A 23610-nucleotide genomic window follows, 5' to 3' on the forward strand; every position below is an offset into this window, starting at 1 on the left:
GTGCCGGTGGGGGTGAGGGGAAGCGCAGGGTCAGGAGCCGTAGACCTCGAACTCCCAGAGCGAGTAGCCGTAGGGGGCCAGGGCGCGCTGGGTGCCGTACACCCGGACGTAGCGGCCGGTGCCGGTCAGGGTCAGGTCGTCGATCCCGCCGTCGGAGGCGGTGGTCGAGTAGGCGGTGGTCCAGGTGCTGTTGTCGGTCGAGGTCTGGACCTGGTACGCCCGCCCGTACGCGGCCTCCCAGTTGAGCCGGACCCGGCTGATCGACCGGGTGGCGCCCAGGTCGACGGAGATCCACTGCGGGTCGGCGTACGCGCTGCCCCAGCGGGTGGCCGGGTTGCCGTCGACCGCGTTGGCGGCCACGTGCGCGCTGCCGGTCTCGACACTGGAGGCGGCGGTGGGCCGACCCGTCGACAGGAGCGTGGGCGTGCCGGTGACCGGGGTGCCGTACACGTTCAGGTCCCACAGGGAGTAGCCCCAGGCGGTGGCGCGCTGGGTGCCGTACACCCGGACGTAGCGCCCGGTCCCGGTGAGGGTGACGTCGTCGACGCCGCCGTCGGAGGTCGTGGTCGAGTAGGCGGTGGTCCAGGTGCTGTTGTTGGGCGAGGTCTGGATCTGGTACGCCCGCCCGTAGGCCGTCTCCCAGTTGAGCCGGACCCGGTTCAGGTTGTACGTCGCACCGAGGTCCACCGAGATCCACTGCGGGTCGGCGGAGAGGCTGCCCCAGCGGGTGGCCGGGTTGTTGTCGACCGCGTTCGCCGCCACGTGCGGGCTGCCGGCCTCGACACTGGAGGCGGTGGTGGGCTTGCCCTGGGCCAGGTCGGTGCCGGGCTGCGGCGGGTTGCCGCCCTCGGCCTTGATCCGGATGTTGCGGTAGTTGATGTCCATCCCGGCGCCGTCGTTCTGCACGCCGATGTAGCCGTTGGCGATGTTCCGGGTGCTGGTGTAGTCGTTGATCTTCACCCCGTTGAGCCAGATCTCCACCCGCTGCCCGTGCACCCCGATCTCGTACGTGTTCCACGACCCCGGCGGGTTCAGCGCGGCGGCCCGCAGGGTGGTGTCCGGCGCCTTGAGGCTGTAGACGCTCCCGGTGGTCCGGGACGGGTCGGCGTCGGTCGCGTCGATCTGGATCTCGTGGCCGGCGTCGACCGGCTGCCACGGGTCACCCTGCGGGTCGGGGAAGCCGATGAACACCCCGCCGTTGTCGTCGCCGGGCATCATCCAGTCGAGCTTCAGCGAGTAGTTGGCGAACGTGCGGACCGGGTACCAGAGCAGACCCATCCCGCCGACCGAGGTCAGCGTCCCGTCGGCCAGGGTGAAGCCACCCGGACCGGCCTGACGCCACTGGTTCAGGCTCGCCTGGCTGCCGTCGAACAGGGCGGTGTAACCGACCTCGGGGCGGCAGTCGGCCGGCTTCGCACCGGCCGCGATCTGGATCCCGCCGAGCAGCATCCGGGTGAAGTTCGCCTCGGTGTACGTCTGCTCGGTGTGCCCGAGCCCGGTGTACCAGGACCGCCCGCCGCCGTAGTTCTGGCACCAGGTGATCGGGTGGTCCCCGCCCATCGACCCGCCGCTGTACGACGACTCGTCCAGGTTGGACAACACCTTGACGTTCGCCCTCGGGTTGGCGCGGTAGTTGTACCACTCGTCGGTACGGGTCCAGCTCTGCGGCAGGTGCGCGGTGGAGACGTTCGACCGGTCCTCGGTGCGTACGGTCGCCTGCTGGGTTGCCGGGTGCGAGGCGAAGTAGCCGCCGACGAGTCCGCCGTACCAGGCCCAGTCGTACTCGGTGTCGGCGGCGGCGTGCACCCCGACGTACCCCCCACCGGCGGCGATGTACGCCTGGAAGGCGTTCTGCTGGGTGGTGTCGAGCACGTCACCGGTGGTGGAGAGCCAGACCACCGCCTGGTACTGGGCCAGGTTGGTGGCCGTGAACTGACCGGCGTCCTCGGTCGCGGTGACCGTGAAACCGTTCGCCGCACCGAGCTGCTGGATGGCGGCGATGCCGTTGGGGATGGACGAGTGACGGAAGCCGGCGGTCTTGGAGAAGACGAGGACCTTGGTCAGGGGTGCCGCCGACGCCGCCGGTGGTGTCACCCCGACCAGGGCGGCCGTCGCCACCAGGGCGGCGCTGAGGACCGTGGAGAGCGCACGGATGCGCATGGTTGCTCCTTCGCGGAGGACTGGAGGGGTTCGGGAGCTCGCCGCCCATGGGCGTGGACGGAACCGGTCGTCCGCCCGGACGGGGGTCGTAGCCTGGCATCGCCCGCCGGGCGATCCCTGCGGCTGCCGACCCCCGCCGGGAGGTACGTAGCCGGGTCGCTAGCCGGAGACCAGGGTGAACTTCTCCCAGGGGCCGATCGTGGCGCGGTTGGCGATGAGCGCCCCCGCACCCCCGTTCTCGGCCGACACGTAACTGTTGTTGACCGTGGCCCGGAAGCTCACCGTGCCGTCCGAGTTGCTCACCTGCGTGAACGTCTCCCACGAGCCGGCCGAGGGCCGGTTGGCGATCAGCGCCGCCGCACCGGCGTTCTCGGCGCAGACGAACTGGTTGTTCGCCCGCGACCGCAGCGCCACGTTGCCCGAGCCGACGGCGACCACGTCGAACTGCTGGGCGGTGCCGACGGTGGTGGAGTTGGCGATCAGCGGTGCGCTGCCGGCGGTGACGTACTGGTTGTTGGCCTGGGCGCGCAACGCCGTGCCGCCGGTGGGCGTGGAGCCGCCGGTGAGGATCCGCAGGGCGTCGACCATGCCGACCGAGGTGGCCTTGTTGACGATCCGGATCGTGTGCGAGCCGTTGGTCAGGCCGGTCTTGCTGTAGACCACCGCCTGCGCCTGTCGGGCGCCGCTGACGTACAGGTTCACGTTGGCCTGGAGGACGTTGTCGATGTAGACGTCGACGTTGCCCATGTCACCGTTGCGCTCCGACAGGTACTCCACCCCGGTACCGGTGAAGGTGTACGAGGCGGTCGCGCCGACGGTGTTGGTGTGGTGGGTGTCGTCGTTGTAGTCGCCGTACCCCCGGGCGGTGGTCAGGTGCCAGTTGGCGTCGTAGGTGAGCAGGGTGTTGTTGACCAGCCCGCCACCTCCGGTGCCGCCACCGAGGCCGAGGGTCGAAGCCGTGTTGAGCAGGCTCTTGGCGCCCTGGTTGGCGGTTCCGGTCAACGTCGTCGAGCTGTAACCGCTCAGCGGCTTGGCGGTCCGCTCGACCACGTACACCGCGTTGGCCGCGGTGGCGAAGGTGATCTCGCCGGCCGTGCTGGTCGTCAGGATGGCGTTGTCCGACGTACGCCGGACCCGGACCTCCTGGGTGCCCCACGGGTTGACCACCCGAGCCTGCTTGCCGTACAGGCTCTTGATCCCGACGTACTTGGTCTCGTTGGCCTCGCGCTCCGAGCTGACCAGGAAACCGTCCTTGGCCAGGAGGGTGAACTTGCCGACGAAGCCCGACGGGATCGCCGGGAACACCCGGATCTTGTCGTTGTAGCTCTGCATCAGCGACTCGTTCATCGCGGCCAGGTGGATGCCCAGGTACTCGAACACCCCGTTGGTGTTGTTGGTCATGCCGTTGGGGTAGTTCTGGTACTTCTGCAGCATCGTCCGCATGCCCTGGAACGCCTGGTCGGCGAGGCCGAGCCGGGCCGCGTGCACGTGGTCGTTGGACCAGACGTTGCCGTACGGGTGCGGCCGGACGTTGAACGTGTTGATCGCGGTCTGCTGGTCGGCGTACCCGATCCCGGTCTGGTCGTAGGGCCAGACCAGCTCCAACGCCACGTTCTCGTTGTTGCGGGTCTGCGAGATCGGCGGATCGTGCGGCAGGTAGGCGCCGTTCTGGACCTGGTACGGGGCCAGGTTGTTGACGATGTTCTGCCAGTTCGCCCGCAGCCCGCTGTCCAGCCCGAGCTGGTTGCTGACCGAGATGGTGAGCGGGAAGAGCAGCCGTACGGCGGCCAGGTCGGTGATCGCGTTGCGTACGTCCCAGTACGTCTCGTGCGAGTTCGAGTTCGCCATGTAGTACCGGCCGTTGCCGTCGACCGACAACCGGTCCTCGTAGAACTTCACCGCCTCCCGCATGTACGGGTACGCCGTGTTGCGCAGGTAGTTCTCGTCGTTGGTGTACCGGTACTGCAGGTACATGTTGTACGCGGCCTCGGTGCCGGTGGAGTACAGGTCGTTGACGTAGTCGCTGTTGATCGTCCCGCGCGCGTTCCCGTCCCAGCCCATCGTCTCCGGCACCCAGAGCCCGTCACTGCCGTACCGGGTCGTCGTGTACGACTTCAGCGCGCTCAGGTTGCGGCTGTAGAGCCGGTTGAACCCGCCCATCAGCTCGGTGTGGTTCGAGGCGTAGAACGAGTTGTAGACGTCACGTTGGTTCCAGTACCAGTACCCGTTGCTCCACTTGCTCTGGTCCTGGGTCGCCCGGAACACACCGTTGATGAAGTGCAACGGATAGTTGCCGTAGCCACCGGCTGCGATCATGTACGTGGCCAGGTAGTAGACGTTCTCCAGGTAGTCGGCGTCACCGGCCGAGTTGGAGTACTGGACGAACGACTTCTCCCAGAACGCGTGCCACCAGTTGCGGTAGTTGTTCAGGGTGGTCGCGTACCCGGTGCTCTTGACCGAGGCGAGCTGGTTGCGGGCCTGGGTGACCGAGTTGAGGCCGGGGGAGTTGATCCGGCTGGCGGCGGTGAACCAGACCGTGTAGCTGGAGGTCGGGGTGATGTTCAACCGGACCTGCCGGCCGTTGACGACCTGGGAGGTGTAGCTGGCTCCCTCGACCGTGGCGGCGAGGGTGTAGCCGAAGTTGTTCGGGTCGGTCTGCCCCCGGCTGATCCCGACCCCGCTCGCGTCCGCGAACGTCGAGTACGTCCGCCACGTGTTCAGGTCCGGCACGTCGGCGATGTTCTGGACCGTGTTCGGGTCCCACAGGCTCAGGTCCAGCCCGACGCTCGTGACACCCGGCCGGGTGTCCTCGACGTGGATGCCCATCACCTCGGAGTTGGGCGAGCCCATCACGGTCACCGTACGGTTGCTGTCGTACTTCGTGGTGAGCGTGCCGTCGTAGAGCGAGAGCCGCTGCTGGAACGTCGAGTAGCCGGTGTCCATCTGCGGGTTGCTGAACAGGTTCACCAGGCCGGCCGCGTACGTCGACTGCTGCGACAGGTCGACCCCGGACACCTGCATGGTGAGGCCGTTCTGGTTCCAGGCCATCGCCCCGGTGCGCCCGTTGCCGACCGTCAGGCCGTGCAGCGGGTTGGTGTTCGGGCGGTTGTAGACGATGTCGTGCTTCGACAGGTAGTTGGCGTAGTTGACGTTCAGTGTCCCGGTGCCGGAGTTGAACGCGGCGTCCGTGGGTGACGCTGCCGCCGGGGTGCTCTGTCCGCTGACCGCCAGGCCGACCACGAGCAGGGCGGCGGCGGCGATGCGGGTCGGCGTACTCATCTTCATCGACACGATCCCCTCTAGATCGCTCGTTGGCGATGTGCCCGTGCCACGGACGCGGTGCGTCCGTGCGACTCCCCATCCGCCGAAGTGGGGAGCTACCACGAGCTGGTTTTACGTGAGTTCGGACGGGTTTTCCGGCGCGATGATCCGCCCCGGATGTCCAACCGACCCACATCTGTCACATGCAGTTAACATCGGATGTCTTTGCTAGTCAATCCTTGGCCGTCGATGTTCTGTCGCCCCAGGTCAGGCCGGGTGAAGTCGCTTCGCCGCAGGGTGATCCTTGGTAGCGGGGCAGGCACCGGAAGCCACCACGGCCCCGACCCGACCGGTGAACCATCCGATGTCGGGTCCCTCCTGGCGGCCGGAATTCATCCGATGACGTCCGCCTTCCGAGCTGTCGTGGCAGGACAGGTGGGCGTCCGTGAGGGCGTGGCGGGTCGGACCCGGAGCCGTGCTACGGGTGCCAGCGGACCCGTGGTGGGTCGACCGCCGGTCCGGGTTCCGGCGGATCCTCTTCGTCGGAGCGCGGCCCCGGCGTGCGGGACGGCACCCGCGTCGGATCGGCACCGACGGGATGGCGTTGCTCCACACTGGCTCGGATCGCCGTGAACGCGGTCCTCGACCTGCGGCGGATGTACCAGACATGCCCGACCGTGCCACCCAGCAGGATCAGCAGGCCGCCGGTGCCGGCGACCCACGTCGGCGCACCCGAGTGCCGCAGGGCCAGGCCGCCCCCGAGGGCGAGCAGGGCACTGTTCACCAGGCCGATGGTGCCGGAGAGCCCGACGACCTCGCGCAGCCACGGCCCGCCGGGTGGCCGTCCCTGGTAGATGCCGCGATCGTCCAGGGTGGGCATGACGATGTACGGGGCCACCTCCGGCGCCCGCCGGGCCAGGTAGGTACGGATCGAGTCGGTCGCCACCGCGTACAGCCGGGCCCGGTTGGTGAACTCGACCTGCCGGACGAAGATGGTCGACCCGAGCAGCAGCACCAGCGCGCCGATCCCGGTCACCGCCCCGGTGATCGCCGGGCCGCCGCCCCCGCCGGTGATCAGGGCCGCCGCGACCGCGGTCGCGGCCGACGTCACCACCAGGAAGAAGTTGAACCGGGCGGTGGCCTGGTCGGTGTTCGCCCGGCGCGCCTCGCGCAGGTGCTCGTACTCGGCCAGCGCCACGGTCAGCGCGGTGTCCGGATCCTCGGCCACGGCCACTCCCGTCGATCGGCGACCGGGCCGAGCCTAGCCGTCCCGGTCGACGCGGAACGGACCGTGCAGGGCCGCCCACTGCAACAGCATGATGGTCTTGGCGTCGACGATCCCTCCGGTACGGGTCAGCTCCAGCGCCTCCCGGAACGGCACCTCGACCACCTCGATCTCCTCGCCCTCGTCGGGTCGACCGCCGCCCTCGTCCTGTCGGGTGTGCTCGCCGTAGCGGGCCGCGTAGCAGTGCAACCGCTCGGTGACCGAGCCGGGACTCGTGTACGCGTCGAAGACGTGCTCCAACTCGCCGATCCGGTGCCCGGTCTCCTCCTCCGCCTCGCGCCGGACCGCCTGCTCCGGGGCGTCGGCGTCGAGCAGGCCGGCGGCGGTCTCCAGCAGCATCCCGTCCGGGTGGCCGTTGACGTACGCGGGGAAGCGGAACTGCCGGGTCAGCAGGACGGTGCGGCGTATCGGGTCGTAGAGCAGGACGGTGGCACCGTTGCCGCGATCGTAGGTCTCCCGCTGCTGACTGCTCCACCCACCGTGGCGGTCCTGGAAGTCGAAGGTGGTGCGGCGCAGCACGTACCAGTCGTTGGCGAGGAGGGTGACGTCGCGTACCCGTACCCTCGGATTGCCGTCGAGGTCGCGGCCGGCGCGGTCGAGACCGGTCCGGCCACGGCGGTCCGGGGTGGAAAGGCCCGCGGTCACCGGGCGGCCGGGATCTCGTCCGGATGCCGGTAGACGGCCTTGCCGGCGCGGCGGGCCACCTCGACCATGGCGTCCGCGCCCGCCGACGGCCCGCCGACCCGCAGCACCGCGTCGCACCGGTCGAGCAACCTCTCCGCGTACGGGTGGAAGACCTCGGTGAAGGCCGGGTCCCCGGTCCGGGTGGATCCGGCCAGCGCGGCGAGCGGCAGGGCGAGGTCCTCGCCGGTCACCGGCAGATGTCCACGCCGGAACAGTGGCAGGGCCACCGCGTGCATCGCGGCGACGTTCGCGGCCAGTTTCGCCGGATCGTCACCGGTGCCCGAGCGGTACGGGCCCGCCACCAGGATCATCAGCGGGCGCCGTTCGGCGGGTGGAACGGTGGTCATGGTCGTCCTTCCGGTCACCGGGTCAGGCGAGGTGGACCTCGGTGCCGGCCGCGCGCAGGGCGGCCAGGGTGTCGGGGCCCAGCGGGTGGGTGGCGCCGTCCGCGGCGGCGGCGTCGGTGACGAAGTCGCCCGCCGCGTCGAGCCCGGCGATCCGGCTGAACGCGCGGGTGCCGAGTTTGGTCGCGTCGGCCACGGCGATGGTGCGACCGGACCGTTCCAGCGCGGCCTGCTTGACCGCCGCGTCGTCGAGCGAGAACTCCGAGTAGCCGTCCTCGGCGTGCACCCCGCCGAGGGAGAGCACGAAGCAGTCGAAGGCCAGGTCCCGCAGTGCGCGCAGGGTGAGCTGCCCGACCATCGACCCCTCGGCCGGTCGGGGTTCCCCGCCGACCACCAGCAGCCGGATCCCCGGCTGGTCGACCAACCGCGCCGCCGCCTGCAGACTCAGTACGCCGACCGTGAGCGGGGCCCGCAGCCGCAGGTGGGTGGCCACGTGCACGGTGGTCGTGCCGGCGTCGAGCAGGACCGTCTGCCCGGGCTCGACCAGTGCGGCGGCGGTCGCCCCGATCCGGTCCTTGGTGGCCGCCTGCCAACCGGCCCGTACGGCGAAACCGGACTCGGCCGCCACCGGCCGGACCGCGACGGCCGCCCCTCGGACCCGCTGGACCAGCCCCTGCTGGTGCAGCGCGTCCAGGTCCCGGCGGACGGTCATCTCGGACACCCCGAGCCGGGTGGCGAGCTCGGGTACGGCGATCCGACCGGCCGCCTGGACCAGGCGCAGGGTCACGTCCAACCGATCAGCGATGGGCACGGCGTCATTTATACCACCGCGCTGTTAGAAGTGTGAGATCTGTGTTCGAAAGCGGACCGCCGATCAGGCGCGCCCGGTCACCCCCAGGTACGTCCGCAGGTGACGGGCGGTGAGCGAGTCCCCGCCCGCGACCAGGTCCGCGGGGGTACCGGTGAACACCACCCGGCCGCCGTCCTGCCCGGCACCGGGACCGAGGTCGATCAGCCAGTCGGCGTGTGCCATCACCGCCTGGTGGTGCTCGATCACCACCACCGTGTTGCCGTCGTCGACCAGCCGGTCCAACAGGGCGAGGAGCTTGTCCACGTCGGCCAGGTGCAGCCCGGTGGTCGGTTCGTCCAGCACGTACGTGGTGGCCTTCTCCGCCATCTGGATGGCCAGCTTGATCCGCTGCCGCTCCCCGCCGGACAGGGTGGTGAGCGGCTGCCCCAGCCCGATGTAACCCAGGCCGGCGTCGGAGAGCCGGTCGAGGATCGCCCGCGCCGGTCCGCTGGTGAAGAAGTCCCGCGCCTCGGTCACCGACATGGCCAGGACCTCGCTGATGTCCCGGCCGCGCAGCTTGTGGGTGAGCACCTCGGGGGTGAACCGCTTGCCCTCACACTGCTCGCAGACCGACGCCACCCCGGCCATCATGGCGAGGTCGGTGTACACGAGGCCGATGCCCTTGCAGTTCCCGCACGCACCCTCGGAGTTCGCGCTGAACAGGGCCGCCTTGACCCCGTTCGCCTTCGCGAAGGCGGTCCGGATCGGGTCGAGCAGGCCGGTGTAGGTGGCCGGATTGCTGCGCCGGGAGCCCCGGATCGGGGACTGGTCGACCACGGCCACCCCCTCGCGGCGAGGCAGCGACCCGTGGATCAGTGAACTCTTGCCCGATCCGGCGACCCCGGTGACCACGGTCAGTACGCCGAGCGGGATGTCGACGTCGACGTCCTTGAGGTTGTGCAGGTGGGCGCCGGTGATGTGGAGCTGCCCCTGCGGCTGCCGTACACGCTCGCGCAGCCGGGCCCGGTGACCCAGGTGCCGCCCGGTGAGGGTGTCGGATCTCCGGAGTCCGGCGACGTCGCCGGTGTAGCAGATCCGGCCGCCGGCCGATCCCGCGCCCGGTCCCAGGTCGACCACGTGGTCGGCGATCTCGACCACCTCGGGCTTGTGCTCCACCACCAGTACGGTGTTGCCCTTGTCGCGCAGCCGGATCAGCAGGTCGTTCATCCGCTGGATGTCGTGCGGGTGCAGGCCCACCGTCGGCTCGTCGAAGACGTAGGTGACGTCGGTGAGGCTGGAGCCGAGGTGCCGGACCATCTTCACCCGTTGCGCCTCGCCACCGGAGAGGGTGCCGGACTCCCGGTCCAGGCTCAGGTAACCGAGGCCGATCTCGACCAGTGAGTCCAGGGTGTCGCGCAGCGTCCTGACCAGCGGCGCCACCGAGGGGTCCGTGATGGCGCGGACGAACGTGGCCAGGTCGCTGATCTGCATGGCGGAGCACTCGGCGATGTTGCGGCCGTCGATGGTCGAGCCCAGCGCCGCCGCGTTGAGCCGGGCGCCACCGCAGGCCGGGCAGCCGGTGAAGGTGACGGCCCGGTCGACGAAGGCCCGGATGTGCGCCTGCATCGACTCGCGGTCCTTGGCCAGGTAGAGCCGCTGCACCTTGACCAGCAGGCCCTCGTACGTGGTGTTGAAGTTGTTCGTCATGATCTTGGTGGGAGGCTTGTGCAGGAAGTCCTCCCACTGCTGCGGGGTGTAGTCCTTCAGCTTCGTGTCCGGGTCGAAGAGGCCGGACTGGGCCATGGTCTGCCAGTACCACCCTCCGACGGCGAAGTTCGGCGCGGTGATCGCACCCTCGTTGAGCGACAGGTCGACGTCCACGAGCTGGTGGACGTCGATGGTGGACACCCGGCCGAGTCCCTCGCACTCCGGGCACATGCCCTCGGCGCTGTTGAAACTGAACGCGGTCGAGGTGCCGACGTGCGGGGTGCCGAGACGGCTGAAGATGATCCGCAGCATGGTGTGGGCGTCGGTCGCCGTACCGACGGTGGAGCGCGAGTTGGCCCCCATCCGCTCCTGGTCGACCACGATCGCCGCGCTGAGGTTGTGCAGGGCGTCCACGTCCGGCCGGCCGAGGTTCGGCATGAAGGACTGGACGAAGGCGGTGTAGGTCTCGTTGATGAGCCGCTGGGACTCGGCGGCGATGGTGCCGAAGACGAGCGAGGACTTCCCGGAACCGGAGACGCCGGTGAAGACCGTGAGGTGGCGTTTGGGAATGTCCACGGAGACGTCGGCCAGGTTGTTCTCCCGGGCGCCCCGTACCTCGATCATCCCGTGGCTGTCGGCGGGGCGGGTCGGGTTGGTGCGGTCGAGATCGGCGCGCTGACCGGGGGCGGCGTCAACGGCGGCGCGTGGTTCCGGTCGGTTCTCGTCGGCGAGCAGCAGTCCGCCGCCCGGCCCGCCCCCGTTGCCCGACGGTTGGCTGGCGCGGTCGTTTCCCATACCGTTCCCCCTGATATTCTTACGGCATAAAAAGATAACCTGACGAGGTTAGTTTATGCTCTAAGGAGTTGCAAGTGGTGGTCTTTGCCGGCCAGGGCGATCCCCGTCGTTCGATGGCCCTGCTGTGGCGTACCCCGGGCTCGCCCGAGGTGCGGACCGGTCCGGGGCCCAAGCCGGCACTGAACGTGGACGAGATCGTGGACGCGGCGATCGAGGTGGCCGACCGGGACGGCATGGCCGGCCTGTCCATGCGCGCGGTGGGCGAGCGGTTCGGACGTACGGCGATGGCGCTCTACACGTACGTGCCGAACAAGGCCGAACTGCTCGACCTGATGTACGACCGGGTACACGCCGAACTACCCACCGGGTACGCCCCGGAGCCCGGCTGGCGGGACACGCTCACCGCCTGGGCCGGCGACCTGTGGGAGTTCTACCTGCGCCACCCCTGGGTGCTCCAGGTGTCCCAGGCCCGACCGGTCCTCGGACCGAACGAGTACGTCGTACTGGAGACCCTGCTGGGGATCCTCTACCGGACCGGACTGGACGCCAAGGCGCTGCGACGTACGGTCGGCACGCTGTTCCACTTCGTCCGGGGTCTCGCCCAGACGGTGACGGAGGCCCGGCACGCGAAGGTGGCCACCGGAATGTCGGACGAGGACTGGTGGTACGCCCGATCGGCCCTGCTGGCGGAGGTCGCCCCCGACTTCGCCGAGCGGTTCCCGACCGTGACCCGGATGGAGAGCGACCAGGGTTTCCAACTCGACGACGAGACCGTGCCCTACCTGGAGCAGGAGGCGCGGGAGACGTTCAGGTTCGGCCTCACCGTGCTGCTCGACGGCATCGAGTCCGCCAGGGCGACCTCCGCGTAGGGACGGTCGCAGAAATGCGCTGGCGGTCCGCGGCGTACTCGGCGACCATGGCCGGCGTGCCACAGACCCCGACAACCATCTCGATCAACCTGGTACGCCCCGACTCCGACGTCGGCAGCAGGATCCTGCGCGACTACTACGACGACATCGTGAGCCGCTACCACGGCCGCCGGGCGACCTCGGCCGAACTCGACGCGGTGCTGCTCGACGAGCCCAGCGACGACCTCGTGCCCCCGCACGGTTACTTCTGGGCGGCCACCGACGGCACCACCCCGGTCGGTTGCGCCGGCCTGCGGCTCCTGCCCGACGCCCTCGGCGAGGTCACCCGCGTCTTCGTCGCCGGGACCGCCCGTCGACAGGGGATCGCGTCACGGTTGCTCACCGGGTTGGAGGAGGTCGCCCGGAGCCGGGGCCTGTCGCGGCTGCGGCTCGACACCCGCCACGACCTGGTCGAGGCACGCCGGCTCTACACCGGGCACGGGTACGTCGAGGTGGAGCCGTTCAACACCAGCCCGTACGCCGAGCACTGGTTCGCCAAACCGCTCGACTGACGACCAGGGTCTCGCCGGGGCTGCGTCGACTGCTCATGGCTTCTAGGCTCGCGGGATGGCGAAGGTCCTGATCACCGGGATGTCGGGCACCGGCAAGTCGACGGTGCTGCGGATCCTCGCCACCCGAGGGCACCGGAGCGTCGACACCGACACCGACCGGTGGAGTCACTGGGTGACGCTGCCGGACGGATCGTCCGACTGGATCTGGCGCGAGGAGACGATGACGGACCTGCTCGCGGGCCATCGAACGGGACACCTGTTCGTGGCCGGCTGCAAGAGCAACCAGGGCCGGTTCTATCCGGAGTTCGACCATGTCGTGCTGCTCAGCGCTCCCGTCGAGGTGCTGCTGTCGCGCATTGCCGCCCGGACCGACAACCCGTACGGCAAGCGGCCCGACGAACGGGCTGCCATCCTGGAGCACGTCGCCGTCGTCGAACCCCTGCTCCGGGCCACCGCCACCGCCGAGATCGACGCGTCCGCCCCGATCGAATCGGTCGTCCGGCAGGTGGAGGACCTCTCTCGGGAGAGACCACGTCCGGTTGACACCCCTTAGCGGTGGGAGGAAGTGCCGTGCGGCGTTCGTACGTGGTGACCGGTGGTGGTCGAGGGGTCGGCCGGTCCATCGTGGAGCGGCTCCTCGCCGACGGTCACGCGGTTGTGGTGATCGAGCTCTCGGCACCGGCCCTGAGCTGGACGGCGGACCATCCGGCCGGTCCACGGCTGGTCGCGCTTGCCGGCAGCGCCGCCGACGAGGAGGTGACCGAGGCCGCCGTCGATCTCGCGGCGACGGCGGGGACCTTCGCCGGCTGGGTCAACAACGCCGCGATCTTCCGTGACGCGGCGCTGCACTCCGCCCCGGCCCGCGAGGTCGCCGACCTGATCGCCGGCAACGTCGAGCCGGCCGTGGTCGGCTGCGCGACGGCGGTCCGCCGGTTCCTCGCCGCCGGTACGCCTGGGGCGATCGTCAACATCTCCTCCCACCAGGCCCAACGCGCGGTACGCGGTGCCCTGCCCTATGCCACGGCCAAGGCCGCCGTGGAGGGCCTCACCCGGGCGGCTGCGGTCGACTACGGGCCGTACGGCATCCGGGTCAATGCCGTCGCGCTCGGCAGCATCACCACCGAGCGCTACGAGGGGCTCCTCGCCGGTCTCCCGCAGCGGGAGGCGGCCGGGGTGGAGGCGGAGATGGCCCGACTCCATCCGGTGGGGCGGGTGGGCCGACCCGACGAGGTGGCGGCGACGGTCGCCTACCTCCTCTCCGACCAGGCGAGTTTTGTCAACGGCGCGATCCTGCCGGTGGACGGCGGCCGGTCGGCGCTCGGGCTGGATCCCGAGGCCACCTGACCGCCACCGGCGTCAGTCGGCGGCGAGTTCGTCGGCGGCAGCCTGGCCGGCCTCGGCGGTGCGGCGCAGGAAGTCGGCGAGGAGTTCGAGTTGCTCGGGTGTGTAGCCGGCGCAGATCTCGTCCATCGAGCCGTTCATCCCCGCGTAGAGGCGGATCAGTTCGGCATTGCGGTCGCGCAGGGCGCGGACCCGTACCGCCCGGCGGTCGGCCGGGTCGCGCTCGCGGGTCACCCAGCCGCCACGTTCGAGTCGGTCGAGGATCCCGGTCATGGTGGCGGCGTGCAGCCCGGTACGCCGGGCCAGGGCGGTCGGGCTGAGCGGACCGTGCCGGTTGATCAGATCCAGACAGTCGAAGTCGACGTCCCTCAGTTCGAGGTGCGCGCTCACCTGGTGGTTGAGCAGGGACAGCTGGATGCCGAGTTCACGCAGCGAATCCTTGATCCCGGTGGTCAGTCGCCGTCGTTGGCGGCTGCCGTCGGTGCCCGAAGGTGATACGGAACTCATATAGTCTGCCTTCCAAATTCATATGCTACGGTTCCCGTATTATATGGGTTACCTGACCGGAAGGCAGGAACAGCAGATGAAGCTGACCATCTTCGCGGCGACCGGCGGCATCGGGCGACAACTGCTCGAACAGGCCGTCACCGCGGGCCACGACGTCACCGCGGTCGTCCGCAATCCGAAGAAGTTGACCGGCAGTCCGGCGCGGATCCTCACCGCCGACCTGGCCGCCCCCGACCCCGCCGTGATCGAATCCGCCGTGCTCGGAGCCGACGGCGTGCTGTCCGGGCTCGGCGCGAGTTCGACGGCCGAGGCCGGCGTTGCCCGGCGGGGTACCGAGGCCATCATCGCGGCCATGCGGGCAACGGGGGTCCGTCGCATCGTCGTGGTGAGTGCCGCCCCGATCGGCACCGTGCCCTCGCCCAGCCGGCCGGCGCCGCCCAGACACGATCCGGGCGACGGCTTCTTCATGCGCCACCTGGGCGCCCGATTCGCGCGGACCGCGTTCCGCCAGCACTACGCGGACCTCGCGCGGATGGAGGACGTCCTGCGCGACAGCGATCTCGACTGGACGATCGCCCGCCCGCCGAAGCTGACCGACAAGCCGCTGACCTCTGCCTACCGGATCGCGTACGGGCAGAACGTCCGGGGCGGCTTCTCCATCTCGCGCGCCGATGTCGCCCACTACATGCTCCGTGCCCTGGAGGATTCCCGCACCGTGCGGCAGATCGTGGGCCTCGCGAACTGATCGGCCGATCGACGGCCATCGACCGTCCGGACAGGACAAGCGTCACTACTGACAGGTAATCGACCTATTCGCAGATAGTCATGCAAGGCGGACCTGATCATGGGCTGATGTTCGCCGCGGGTTCACCCACCGCCGGCACTTCCTTCGTAGCGTCTCAGCGCTGTCCCCGATCGTGCTGCGAAGGCCAAGGAGATCCACCGTGGGTGTCGTACCTGCCGTCGACCTGTCCGACGTCGGCCGATCCGCGCGTACCCGGGGTGTTGCGGTCGACGTGCTCGAGGCGATCGACGAGCGGGCACGCCGGGCACCGGCGGCGGTCGCCCTCGTCGACCCGACCGGTGAACTCACGTACGCGGAGCTGGTCGCCGAGGTGACCGAACTCGCCGGCACCCTCGTCGGTGCCGGGGTGAGCGGTGGCGACCTGATCGGACTCTGCCTCGGCCGGGGACGCACGGCGGTGGTGGCGATGCTCGCGGTGCTCCGGGCCGGCGCGGGATACGTGCCGCTCGACCCCGGCTACCCGCCGGCCCGGCTGGCCCTCATGGTCGAGGACGTACGGCCACGGCTGGTGCTCGTCCCCGCCGACGTCGACCCCCCGCCGCTGCCCGAGGGCACCGAGGTTCTCCGGATCGGGGAACCGGGGCCGCCCTCGGGCACGGCGGCACCTGCCACCCGCGCCACCGCCGAGGATCCCGCGTACGTCATCTTCACCTCCGGCTCCACCGGCCGACCCAAGGGCGTGATGGTGCCCCGCCCGGCGCTTCACCACTTCTGCGCCGCCGCCCGGGACCGGTACGCGCTCACCCCGGCCGACCGGGTGCTCCAGTTCGCCTCGCTCAGCTTCGACGCCAGCGTCGAGGAGATCTTCCCGCCGCTGACCGCCGGTGCGACCGTGGTGGTCCGCGACGAGGACATGATCAGCCGCCCGGACCTGTTCCTGGACCGCTGTGCCGCGCTCGGCGTCACCGTGCTCGACCTGCCCACCGCGTACTGGCACGAGTTGGTCGTGGCGCTCGACCGGGGCGAGGCGGAACTACCCGCGACGGTCCGGCTGGTGATCATCGGTGGGGAGGCGGCACAGGCGGGTGCCGTACGGGATTGGCAGGCCCGTACCGGCCCGGCCGTACGGCTGCTCAACACGTACGGGCCGACCGAGACGACGGTGGTCGCCACGGTCGCGGACCTCACCGGCTGGAACGGCGACGGGCCGGTGCCGATCGGGCACCCGCTGCCCGGTGTCACCGTCCGGGTGCTCGACCCGTCCGGGAAGCCGGTTGTCGTCGGTGATCCGGGGGAGCTGGTCATCGGTGGCGCGGGTGTGGCCACCGGTTACCTGCGCCGACCCGACCTGACCGCCGAGCGTTTTGTTCCCGGCCCGGACGGCGCGCCGGAGTACCGCACGGGGGACCGGGTCCGGCAGCTTGCCGACGGAGAGCTCGTCTACCTGGGTCGGTTCGACCACCAGGTGAAGATCCGTGGCTTCCGGGTCGAGCTGGGCGAGGTCGAATCCGCCCTGCGGGCGCTGCCCGGCATCACCGACGCGGTGGTCCTGGTCGACGGGCGTTCCGGGCAGCCGAGGCTGGTCGGGCACCTGACGGCCGCCGAGGGAGCGGTCGACCCGGTCACGGTACGCCGGCAGCTCGCCGCGACCCTGCCCGCCCATCTCGTGCCGGCCGCGATCGTCGGCCACGCCCGCTTCCCGCTCACCCCGCAGGGCAAGGTCGACCGGGCGGCGCTCGGTGCCGTACCGGTGGCCATGACGGCGACCGGCGCGGACCCGGCGGCGGCGCCCGGTGACCCGTTCGTGGCACGGGTCGGCGGGCTCTGGGCCGACCTGCTCGGTGTCACCGACGTCGCGACCACCGACGACCTCTTCGCTCTCGGCGCCGACTCGCTCGACGCGATCCGGCTGACCAGCGCGCTCCGGCGCGAGTACGGCGTGGACCTGACCCTCGCCCAGCTCTACGCGGCACCGACCCTCGCCGAACTCGTCGCCCTGCTCCGCTCGACCGGTACGCCGACCACGGGACCGGACCCGGCGTCGAACGGGACACCGGACCCGGTGGCGTCGACCGACGAGCCCGAGCCGGAGCCGTTCGAACTGCCGCTCTCCCCACTACAGCGGGACTTCTGGATCGCCGAGCAGGTCAGCGGCGAGCTGCCGGCGCACACCCTCGGCATCAGGTACCGGATGGCCGGACCGGTCAGCGCCGGGACCATCGCCGCGTGCCTGGCGGAGCTCGCCCGCAGGCATCCCCTGCTGCGGGCCCGGTTCCCGCTCGACGGGGACGAACCGCGGATGGTGATCGTGCCGGACGCCACGGTCGAGCTGACCGAGGTCGACCTGCGGGACCTGCCGACCGACCTGCGCGAATCCCGGCTCGAACAGGCGCGCCGGCAGGCCGTACGGGAACCGGTCGACCTGGCCGACGGACCGCTGGCGCGGGCGCTGCTGCTGCGTACCGGCGGCGACGACGAACTGCTGCTCGTGGTCCACCACCTGGTGTTCGACGGCTGGTCGGTCGGGGTCCTCGGCGACGAACTGGCCCGACTCCACCGGGACCTGTCGGCGGGTCGCACCCCGGCGCCCACGCCGCCGCGACCACTGCCGGACCTCGCCGCCCGGCGCCTCGCCCACGCCGCCGACGAGACGCTCACCGGGTACTGGCGGGACCGGTTCGCCGACGCCGACCTGGACCTGGAACTGCCGGCCGACCGCCCGCGCCCACCCGTACGGTCGTTCGCCGCCGGCCGGGTGGCCCGCCAGCTCGACCCGGAGCTGGTCGACCGGCTGCGCCGGTGTGGCCGGGCGCACCGGGCCAGCCTCTTCATGGTGGTACTGGCCGGGCTCCAGTCGGTGCTGCTGCGTTACACCGGCCGGACCGACGTGACGGTGCTGGCGCCGGTGGCCGGGCGGACGGAGCCCGACCTGGAGTCGCTGGTCGGCCCGGTGCTCAACATCCTGCCGATGCGCGGTGACGTCGGCGGCGAGCCGACCTTCGCCGAACTGGTGGAGCGGGTACGCGACGCGGTGGTCCGCGACCTGGACCATCAGGAACTGTCGCTGCCGGACATCATCGCGGCCACCCGGCGACCCGCCAGCGGTAACCGCAACCGGCTCAGCGGGGTGATGCTGACCGTGCACAACACACCCGTACCCGGCACCGACCCGGTGCGGTACGCCGGTGAGGTGGCCCCGGCGGCGACCATGGTGGATCTCGCGGTCGGTCTGGACTTCCCCGTCGACGGTCCGGTGCTGAGCGTCGACTACGCCACCGAACTCTTCGACGCCGAGCGGGTCGAGGCGCTGCTGGACCACCTGCTGACGCTCCTCGCCGCCGGAGTCGAGGGGCCGTCCACCCCGGTCACCCGGCTGGACCTGCTCACCCCGGCCGAGCGGACCCGGATCCTGCACGACTGGAACGACCACGCCGCGCCGGTACCGGCCGCCAACGGTCTGCACGAGCTGTTCGAGCGGTGCGCGGCGGCGACCCCGGCCGCACCGGCGCTCACGTACGGGGACACCACGATCAGCTACCGGCAGCTCAACGAGCGGGCCAACCGGCTCGCCCGGCTGCTGCGCGAGCGCGGTGTACGCCCCGGCGGCCGGGTGGCGATCTGCCTCGACCGGGGGATCGAACTGTTCGTGGCGATGTGGGCGGTGCTGAAGGCCGGCGGTGCGTACGTGCCGCTCGACCCGGCGTACCCGCCGGACCGGCTGCGCTACATGCTGACCGACAGCCGGGCGCTGGCCCTGGTGACCCGCCTCGACCTGGCCGGTGCCCCACAGGCCCCCGACGGGGTGGCGGTGCTGGCGCTGGACCGGGACGCGGCGACGATCGACGTGCTCGACCACACCGACCCGCCCGGGGTCAACGTGCCGGACGATCCGGCGTACGTCATCTACACCTCCGGCTCCACCGGTCGGGCCAAGGGCGTGGTGGTCAACCACGGAAACCTGGTGCACGCGGCGGTGATGTGGCAGCGCGCGTACCGGCTCGATCCGGGGTGGACGTACCAGCAGGCGGCCAGCTTCTCCTTCGACATGTTCGTCGGGGAGACGCTGCGCGCGCACTGCACCGGCGGTCGGTTGGTGGTGGTGCCCCGCGAGGTACTGCTCGACCCCGCCGACCTGTACGCGTTGATGCGCGACGAACAGGTCAACTGCACCGAACTCGTACCGGCGGTCCTGCGTACCCTGCTCGCCCACGTGGAGGCGAGCGGCCAGCGGCTGGACTTCGTCCGGTTGCTGATCGGCGGCGGCGAGAAGTGGCACGTACGGGAGTACCAGCAGGCCCGGCGGCTGGTCGGGGTCGGCAACCGGGTGGTGAACGCGTACGGGGTCACCGAGGTCACCGTGGACAACGTCTACTTCGACGGTGACGTCGACGGGTTGCCGCCGGACGCGCCCCTGCCGATCGGGCAGCCGTTCCCGAACAACCGGGTGTACGTGCTCGACGCGTACGGCCAACCGGTGCCCGCCGGGGTGGTCGGTGAGCTGTACCTCGGTGGGGTGGGAGTCGCGCCCGGTTACCACGACCGGCCGGAGCTGACCGCCGAACGTTTTGTCCCCGACCCCTACGCCGACGCGCCCTCCGGTGTGGACCGGGACGCGGCCGGACTCACCGGTGGGATGACCGAGTCGGCCCGGATGTACCGGACCGGGGACGCGGCCCGGTTCCACCGGAACGGCAACGTCGACTTCCTGGGCCGGCTCGACGACCAGGTCAAGATCAACGGTTACCGGGTGGAGCTGGGCGAGGTCGAGGCCGTCATGGGCACCCTGGACGGGGTGCTGGCCTGCGCCGCCGCCGTGCACCAGCTCCCGTCCGGGATCGCCCAACTCGTCGGTTACCTGGTCGCCCGGCCGGGCGCCGAGGTCACCGAGGCCGACGTACGCGACGCGCTCGCCGCCAGCCTCCCGGTGCACATGGTGCCGGCGCGGGTGGTCGAGCTGCCCCGGCTGCCGCTCACGCCCAACGGCAAACTCGACCGTCGGGCGCTACCGGCACCCCCGGCCGCGGGTACGGCAACCGGCGGTACGGCACCGCGTACGCCCACCGAGCGGCGCCTGGTGGCGGTCTGGGCCGAGACGCTCGGGGTGACCGGGATCGGCATCGACGACACCTTCTTCTCCCTCGGTGGGGACTCGTTCACCGCGCTGCGCCTGGTCCGGCGAATCGAGCCCGCGCCGACCCTGATCGAGCTGTACCAGCACCCCACCGTCCGTACGCTCGCCGCCCTGCTCGACCGGCGACCGGCCGAACCGGCCGGCGGCCCGGACCGGCTGCTGCATCGGATGACCCCGAACGACGCGGACCCGGCCACCGGTGGGGTGACCGTGGTCGGGGTGCCCTACTCCGGTGGCAGCGCGATCGCCTACCAGCCGCTCGCGGCGGCCCTGCCGGCGAACTGGGCGCTCTACGCGCTGGAACTGCCGGGCCACGACCAGTCCCGGCCGGACGAAGCGCTGCTGCCCGGTACCGAGGTGGCCGCCCTGGTGCTCCCCGAGATCGAGGCGCTGACCGGGCCGGTCCTGCTCTACGGGCACTGCCTCGGGGTCGCGGTCACCATGGAAATCGCCCGCCGGGCCGAGGCGGCCGGGGTCGAGCTGATCGGGGTCGGACTCGGCGCCGGTTTCCCCACCGCCCGGCTCCCCGGGCGGTTCTTCGACTGGTTCTACCGGTTGGTACCGACCGACCGGTTCACCTCCGACCGGGAGTACCTGTCCTACCTGCGCGGCCGGGGCGGCTTCACCGACCTGGACCGTCCCGAGGACGAGGCGTTCGTGCTGCGCAACGTACGGCACGACGCGCGGGACGCGGAGGAGTACTTCACCGCGGACTACCGGGGTGCCGAGCCGACCCGGCTGCGCGCGCCGGTGCTGGCGGTCGTCGGCGCCCGAGACCGGGTGACCGAGCACTACCAGGAGCGGCACCGCGAGTGGGAGCACTTCGCCACCGAGGTCGACCTCGCGGTGTTGCCGAAGGCCGGTCACTTCTTCGTCCGCAGCCACCCCGAGCCGCTGGCCCGGGTTCTGGTCGAGCGGGCCCGGCAGTGGCTGCGACGTACCGGTTCCGAACCCGCGGCGGCCGACCCGGCACCCGCCGCCGCCGAGACCGCGCCGAAGACCGAGGTCGTCCCGGCGCCGGCCGTCCCGGCGGTACGTCGCCGGCCGTCGCCGAGCCTGTCCCGGTTCGCGTTGGTCGCCTTCGGCCAGTTCGTGTCGATGATCGGCAGTGGACTCAGCACCCTGGTCCTGAGCATCTGGGTCTACCAGCAGACCGGTGCGATCACGGACTTCGCCGTGGTCAGCGCGGTCGGCATGCTGCCCGGGATCCTGGTCGGCCCGGTGGCCGGCGCGGTCGCCGACCGGTGGGACCGGCGGCGGGTCATGCTCGCCAGTGACGCGGCGGCGGCCCTCGCGATGGGCACCCTTGGCCTGGCGGTCCTCGGCGGCGGGCTGGAACTCTGGCAGGTCTACCTGGCGGTGTCGGTCACCTCGGTCGCCGGCGCCTTCCAACGACCCGCCTACCTGGCGGCGGTGGCCCAGTTGGTGCCGAAGCGCTACCTCGGTCACGCCAACGGGATCAGCCAGCTCGGGGTGAACTTCGGCCTGGTGTTCGCGCCGATGCTCGGCGCCGGCCTGATCGGTCTGATCGGCATCTCCGGGGTGATCCTGCTCGACGTACTGACCTTCTGCGTCGGGGTGAGCACCCTGATCTTCGTCCGGTTCCCGGACCTGATGTTCCGGCGGCGGGAGGAGACGTTCCGGCGCGAGGTGGCCAACGGTTGGCGGTACATCGCCCGCCGGCCGGGACTCCGCGCGGCACTGCGGTTCTTCGTCATCGACCACGCCCTCTACACGCTCGGGTTCGCGGTCATCACCCCGATGCTGCTGATCGAACAGTCCCCGATGGCGCTCGGCGCGGCGCTCTCCGCCGGTGGTCTCGGCGGGCTCTGCGGCAGCCTGCTGATGGGCCTGTGGGGCGGCACCGCCCGGCGGGCGAACGGAGTGATCATTTTCATGGGCCTGGCCAGCCTGGCGATGGCGATCGTCGGTGTCGGGGCCAGCCCGGTCTTCGCCGTGATCGGCATGTTCCTGCTCACCTTCGGCGAGTCGGTCACCGAGGGCCACTGGATCGCGCTGATCCAGACCAAGGTCGGCTTCGAGTTGCAGGGCCGGGTCCTGTCGATCTTCATCACGGTGATGATGCTGACCATGCCGCTGGGCTACCTGGTGGTCGGGCCGCTGGCCGACCACTACGTCCAGCCGCTGCTCGAACCGGGCGGCGGGCTCGCCGACACGGTCGGCGCCCTGATCGGCACCGGACCCGGACGCGGCCTCGCCCTGCTGGTCATCGTCAGCGGGCTGCTCCAACTCGGCTGGGCGGTCCGGGGCTGGTTCAACCGTCCCCTGCGGCTGATCGAGGACCACCTGCCGGACGCCGTACCCCCGGCCGAGATCGGCGACCGGGACACCCTCCAGCGCGAGGCCGACGAACTGCTGCTCGCGACCAGGAACTGAGCCGCCCGCCACCAACCGCCCGACACCAGTCACCGGCCCCAGCCATCTTTCACCGGCCACCCCGGCCAGATCTGAGGATCCCCATGTCCATCGACACCCTCGCCGCCGCCGACGAAGCGCCCACCGACGCGTACGGCACCCCGCTGATCGAGGCCGCCGGCCTGGTCCCGGGCGTACGGATCCTGGTCAAGGACGAGACCAGGTACGCCTCCGGCAGTCACAAGGAGCCGGCCGCGCGTGCCGTGGTGGCCCGCGCGATCGCCGACGGCTACCGGCACGTTGTCGTCGCCACCTGCGGCAACTACGGGCGCGCGATGGCGATGGCGACCCGCGCCGCCGGGCTGACCTGCACCGTCGTGCTGCCGCAGGGGTGGAGTGACGGCGGTGCGTTCATGCGGGCGGCCGGCGCGCGGGTGCACCTGGTGGCGGGCAGCTACGAGGACGCGGTGGACGAGTCCCGCCGGCTCGCGGCCGAGGACGGCGCGATCGACGGCAACGTCGACGGCCCGTACGTCGACGCGGTGTTCGCGGGGCACGGGGTGGTGGTCCCGGCGCTGCGGGAGGTGCTCGGCGAGCCCCCGGCCGCGCTCTGGATCCCGGTCGGGAACGGCACCACGATCATCGCGGTGCACCGCCAGTTGCGTGCCCTGGACTGGCCCACGGTGATCAACGGGGTCGGCTCCGCCGGCAACAACCCGGTGCTGACGAGCTGGCCGGGCGAGTACCGGATGCTCCCGCCGGACGGGGTCAGCACCACCGACCACAACCAGCCCCTGGTCAACTGGCACGCCCTGCAGGGACCGGAGGCGATGGCCGCGATCGCGGACACCGGCGGCGAGGCGTACGGCGTCGACGACCGCCAGCTATGCGATGCCCGTACCGCACTCGCCCGGTACGGCGCCCACCCGACCGCCGCCGGAGCCGTCGCGCTGGCGGGTCTGCTCGCCCGGGCGGACGCGGTCGGCCTGGCACCGGGGACCCATGTGGTCCTGCTCAGCGGCCGCTGACCACACCCGCACAGACCCACCCACGCCCTGGAGACG

The 23610-nt window shown here is 70.9% G+C and carries 15 protein-coding genes; 7 read left to right on the top strand and 8 right to left on the bottom strand.

Annotated elements, in window-relative coordinates; translation table 11 throughout:
* Positions 1 to 30: 30 nt before the first annotated feature.
* The 7 genes from OIE47_RS29445 to OIE47_RS29475 all read right to left on the bottom strand — a co-directional run bounded on the left by OIE47_RS29445 (position 31) and on the right by OIE47_RS29475 (position 10855).
* A complete protein-coding gene (locus OIE47_RS29445; protein WP_326557773.1) occupies positions 31 to 2160 on the bottom strand; it encodes a ThuA domain-containing protein in 2130 nt (709 codons plus the stop codon).
* Between the two features lie 159 nt (positions 2161 to 2319).
* A complete protein-coding gene (locus tag OIE47_RS29450) occupies positions 2320 to 5445 on the bottom strand; it encodes a glycosyl hydrolase family 95 catalytic domain-containing protein (protein ID WP_326557774.1) in 3126 nt (1041 codons plus the stop codon).
* A 454-nt stretch (positions 5446 to 5899) separates the two neighbouring features.
* Positions 5900 to 6649 (bottom strand): hypothetical protein, encoded by a 750-nt coding sequence (locus tag OIE47_RS29455; protein WP_326557775.1) that lies wholly within the window; start codon positions 6647 to 6649, stop codon positions 5900 to 5902.
* A gap of 33 nt (positions 6650 to 6682) precedes the next feature.
* A complete protein-coding gene (locus OIE47_RS29460) occupies positions 6683 to 7351 on the bottom strand; it encodes an NUDIX domain-containing protein (protein ID WP_326557776.1) in 669 nt (222 codons plus the stop codon).
* A complete protein-coding gene (locus OIE47_RS29465) occupies positions 7348 to 7737 on the bottom strand; it encodes a DUF4406 domain-containing protein (RefSeq protein ID WP_326557777.1) in 390 nt (129 codons plus the stop codon). Before OIE47_RS29465 ends, OIE47_RS29460 begins: the two co-directional genes overlap by 4 nt.
* Positions 7738 to 7759: 22 nt before the next feature.
* Positions 7760 to 8545, bottom strand: a complete 786-nt coding sequence (locus OIE47_RS29470) for a DeoR/GlpR family DNA-binding transcription regulator (RefSeq protein ID WP_326557778.1) — start codon at positions 8543 to 8545, stop codon at positions 7760 to 7762.
* Positions 8546 to 8608: 63 nt separating this feature from the next.
* Positions 8609 to 10855: an excinuclease ABC subunit UvrA gene (locus OIE47_RS29475; protein WP_326563278.1), complete on the bottom strand. Its 2247-nt coding sequence runs from the start codon at positions 10853 to 10855 to the stop codon at positions 8609 to 8611.
* A 245-nt stretch (positions 10856 to 11100) separates the two neighbouring features.
* Between OIE47_RS29475 and OIE47_RS29480 the strand changes: the two genes are divergently transcribed.
* The 4 genes from OIE47_RS29480 to OIE47_RS29495 are packed head-to-tail and all read left to right on the top strand — an operon-like array spanning position 11101 to position 13790.
* Positions 11101 to 11895 carry a TetR/AcrR family transcriptional regulator gene (locus OIE47_RS29480; protein WP_326557779.1) on the top strand — a complete coding sequence of 265 codons (795 nt, stop codon included), beginning with the start codon at positions 11101 to 11103 and terminating at the stop codon, positions 11893 to 11895.
* A gap of 14 nt (positions 11896 to 11909) precedes the next feature.
* A complete protein-coding gene (locus OIE47_RS29485) occupies positions 11910 to 12446 on the top strand; it encodes a GNAT family N-acetyltransferase (protein WP_326557780.1) in 537 nt (178 codons plus the stop codon).
* A 55-nt stretch (positions 12447 to 12501) separates the two neighbouring features.
* Positions 12502 to 12999, top strand: coding sequence for an AAA family ATPase (locus OIE47_RS29490; RefSeq protein ID WP_326557781.1), 498 nt, complete (start codon positions 12502 to 12504; stop codon positions 12997 to 12999).
* 17 nt (positions 13000 to 13016) lie between these two features.
* Positions 13017 to 13790, top strand: a complete 774-nt coding sequence (locus OIE47_RS29495) for an SDR family NAD(P)-dependent oxidoreductase (protein WP_326557782.1) — start codon at positions 13017 to 13019, stop codon at positions 13788 to 13790.
* Between the two features lie 12 nt (positions 13791 to 13802).
* On the opposite strand, the gene OIE47_RS29500 is transcribed toward OIE47_RS29495, so the two are convergent.
* The gene (locus OIE47_RS29500; RefSeq protein ID WP_326557783.1) at positions 13803 to 14294 is read right to left on the bottom strand and encodes a MarR family transcriptional regulator; all 492 of its coding nucleotides are present in this window, start codon (positions 14292 to 14294) and stop codon (positions 13803 to 13805) included.
* A gap of 22 nt (positions 14295 to 14316) precedes the next feature.
* Between OIE47_RS29500 and OIE47_RS29505 the strand changes: the two genes are divergently transcribed.
* From OIE47_RS29505 to OIE47_RS29515, 3 genes are all read left to right on the top strand, one after another.
* Positions 14317 to 15039 (top strand): NAD(P)-dependent oxidoreductase, encoded by a 723-nt coding sequence (locus tag OIE47_RS29505; protein WP_326557784.1) that lies wholly within the window; start codon positions 14317 to 14319, stop codon positions 15037 to 15039.
* Between the two features lie 199 nt (positions 15040 to 15238).
* Positions 15239 to 22567 (top strand): non-ribosomal peptide synthetase/MFS transporter, encoded by a 7329-nt coding sequence (locus OIE47_RS29510; RefSeq protein WP_326557785.1) that lies wholly within the window; start codon positions 15239 to 15241, stop codon positions 22565 to 22567.
* Between the two features lie 83 nt (positions 22568 to 22650).
* Complete coding sequence (locus OIE47_RS29515) at positions 22651 to 23574, top strand: pyridoxal-phosphate dependent enzyme (RefSeq protein ID WP_326557786.1); 924 nt, start codon at positions 22651 to 22653, stop codon at positions 23572 to 23574.
* Positions 23575 to 23610 lie beyond the last annotated feature (36 nt).

Origin of the sequence: Micromonospora sp. NBC_01796 (assembly GCF_035917455.1) — a bacterium.
Classification (GTDB): domain Bacteria; phylum Actinomycetota; class Actinomycetes; order Mycobacteriales; family Micromonosporaceae; genus Micromonospora_G.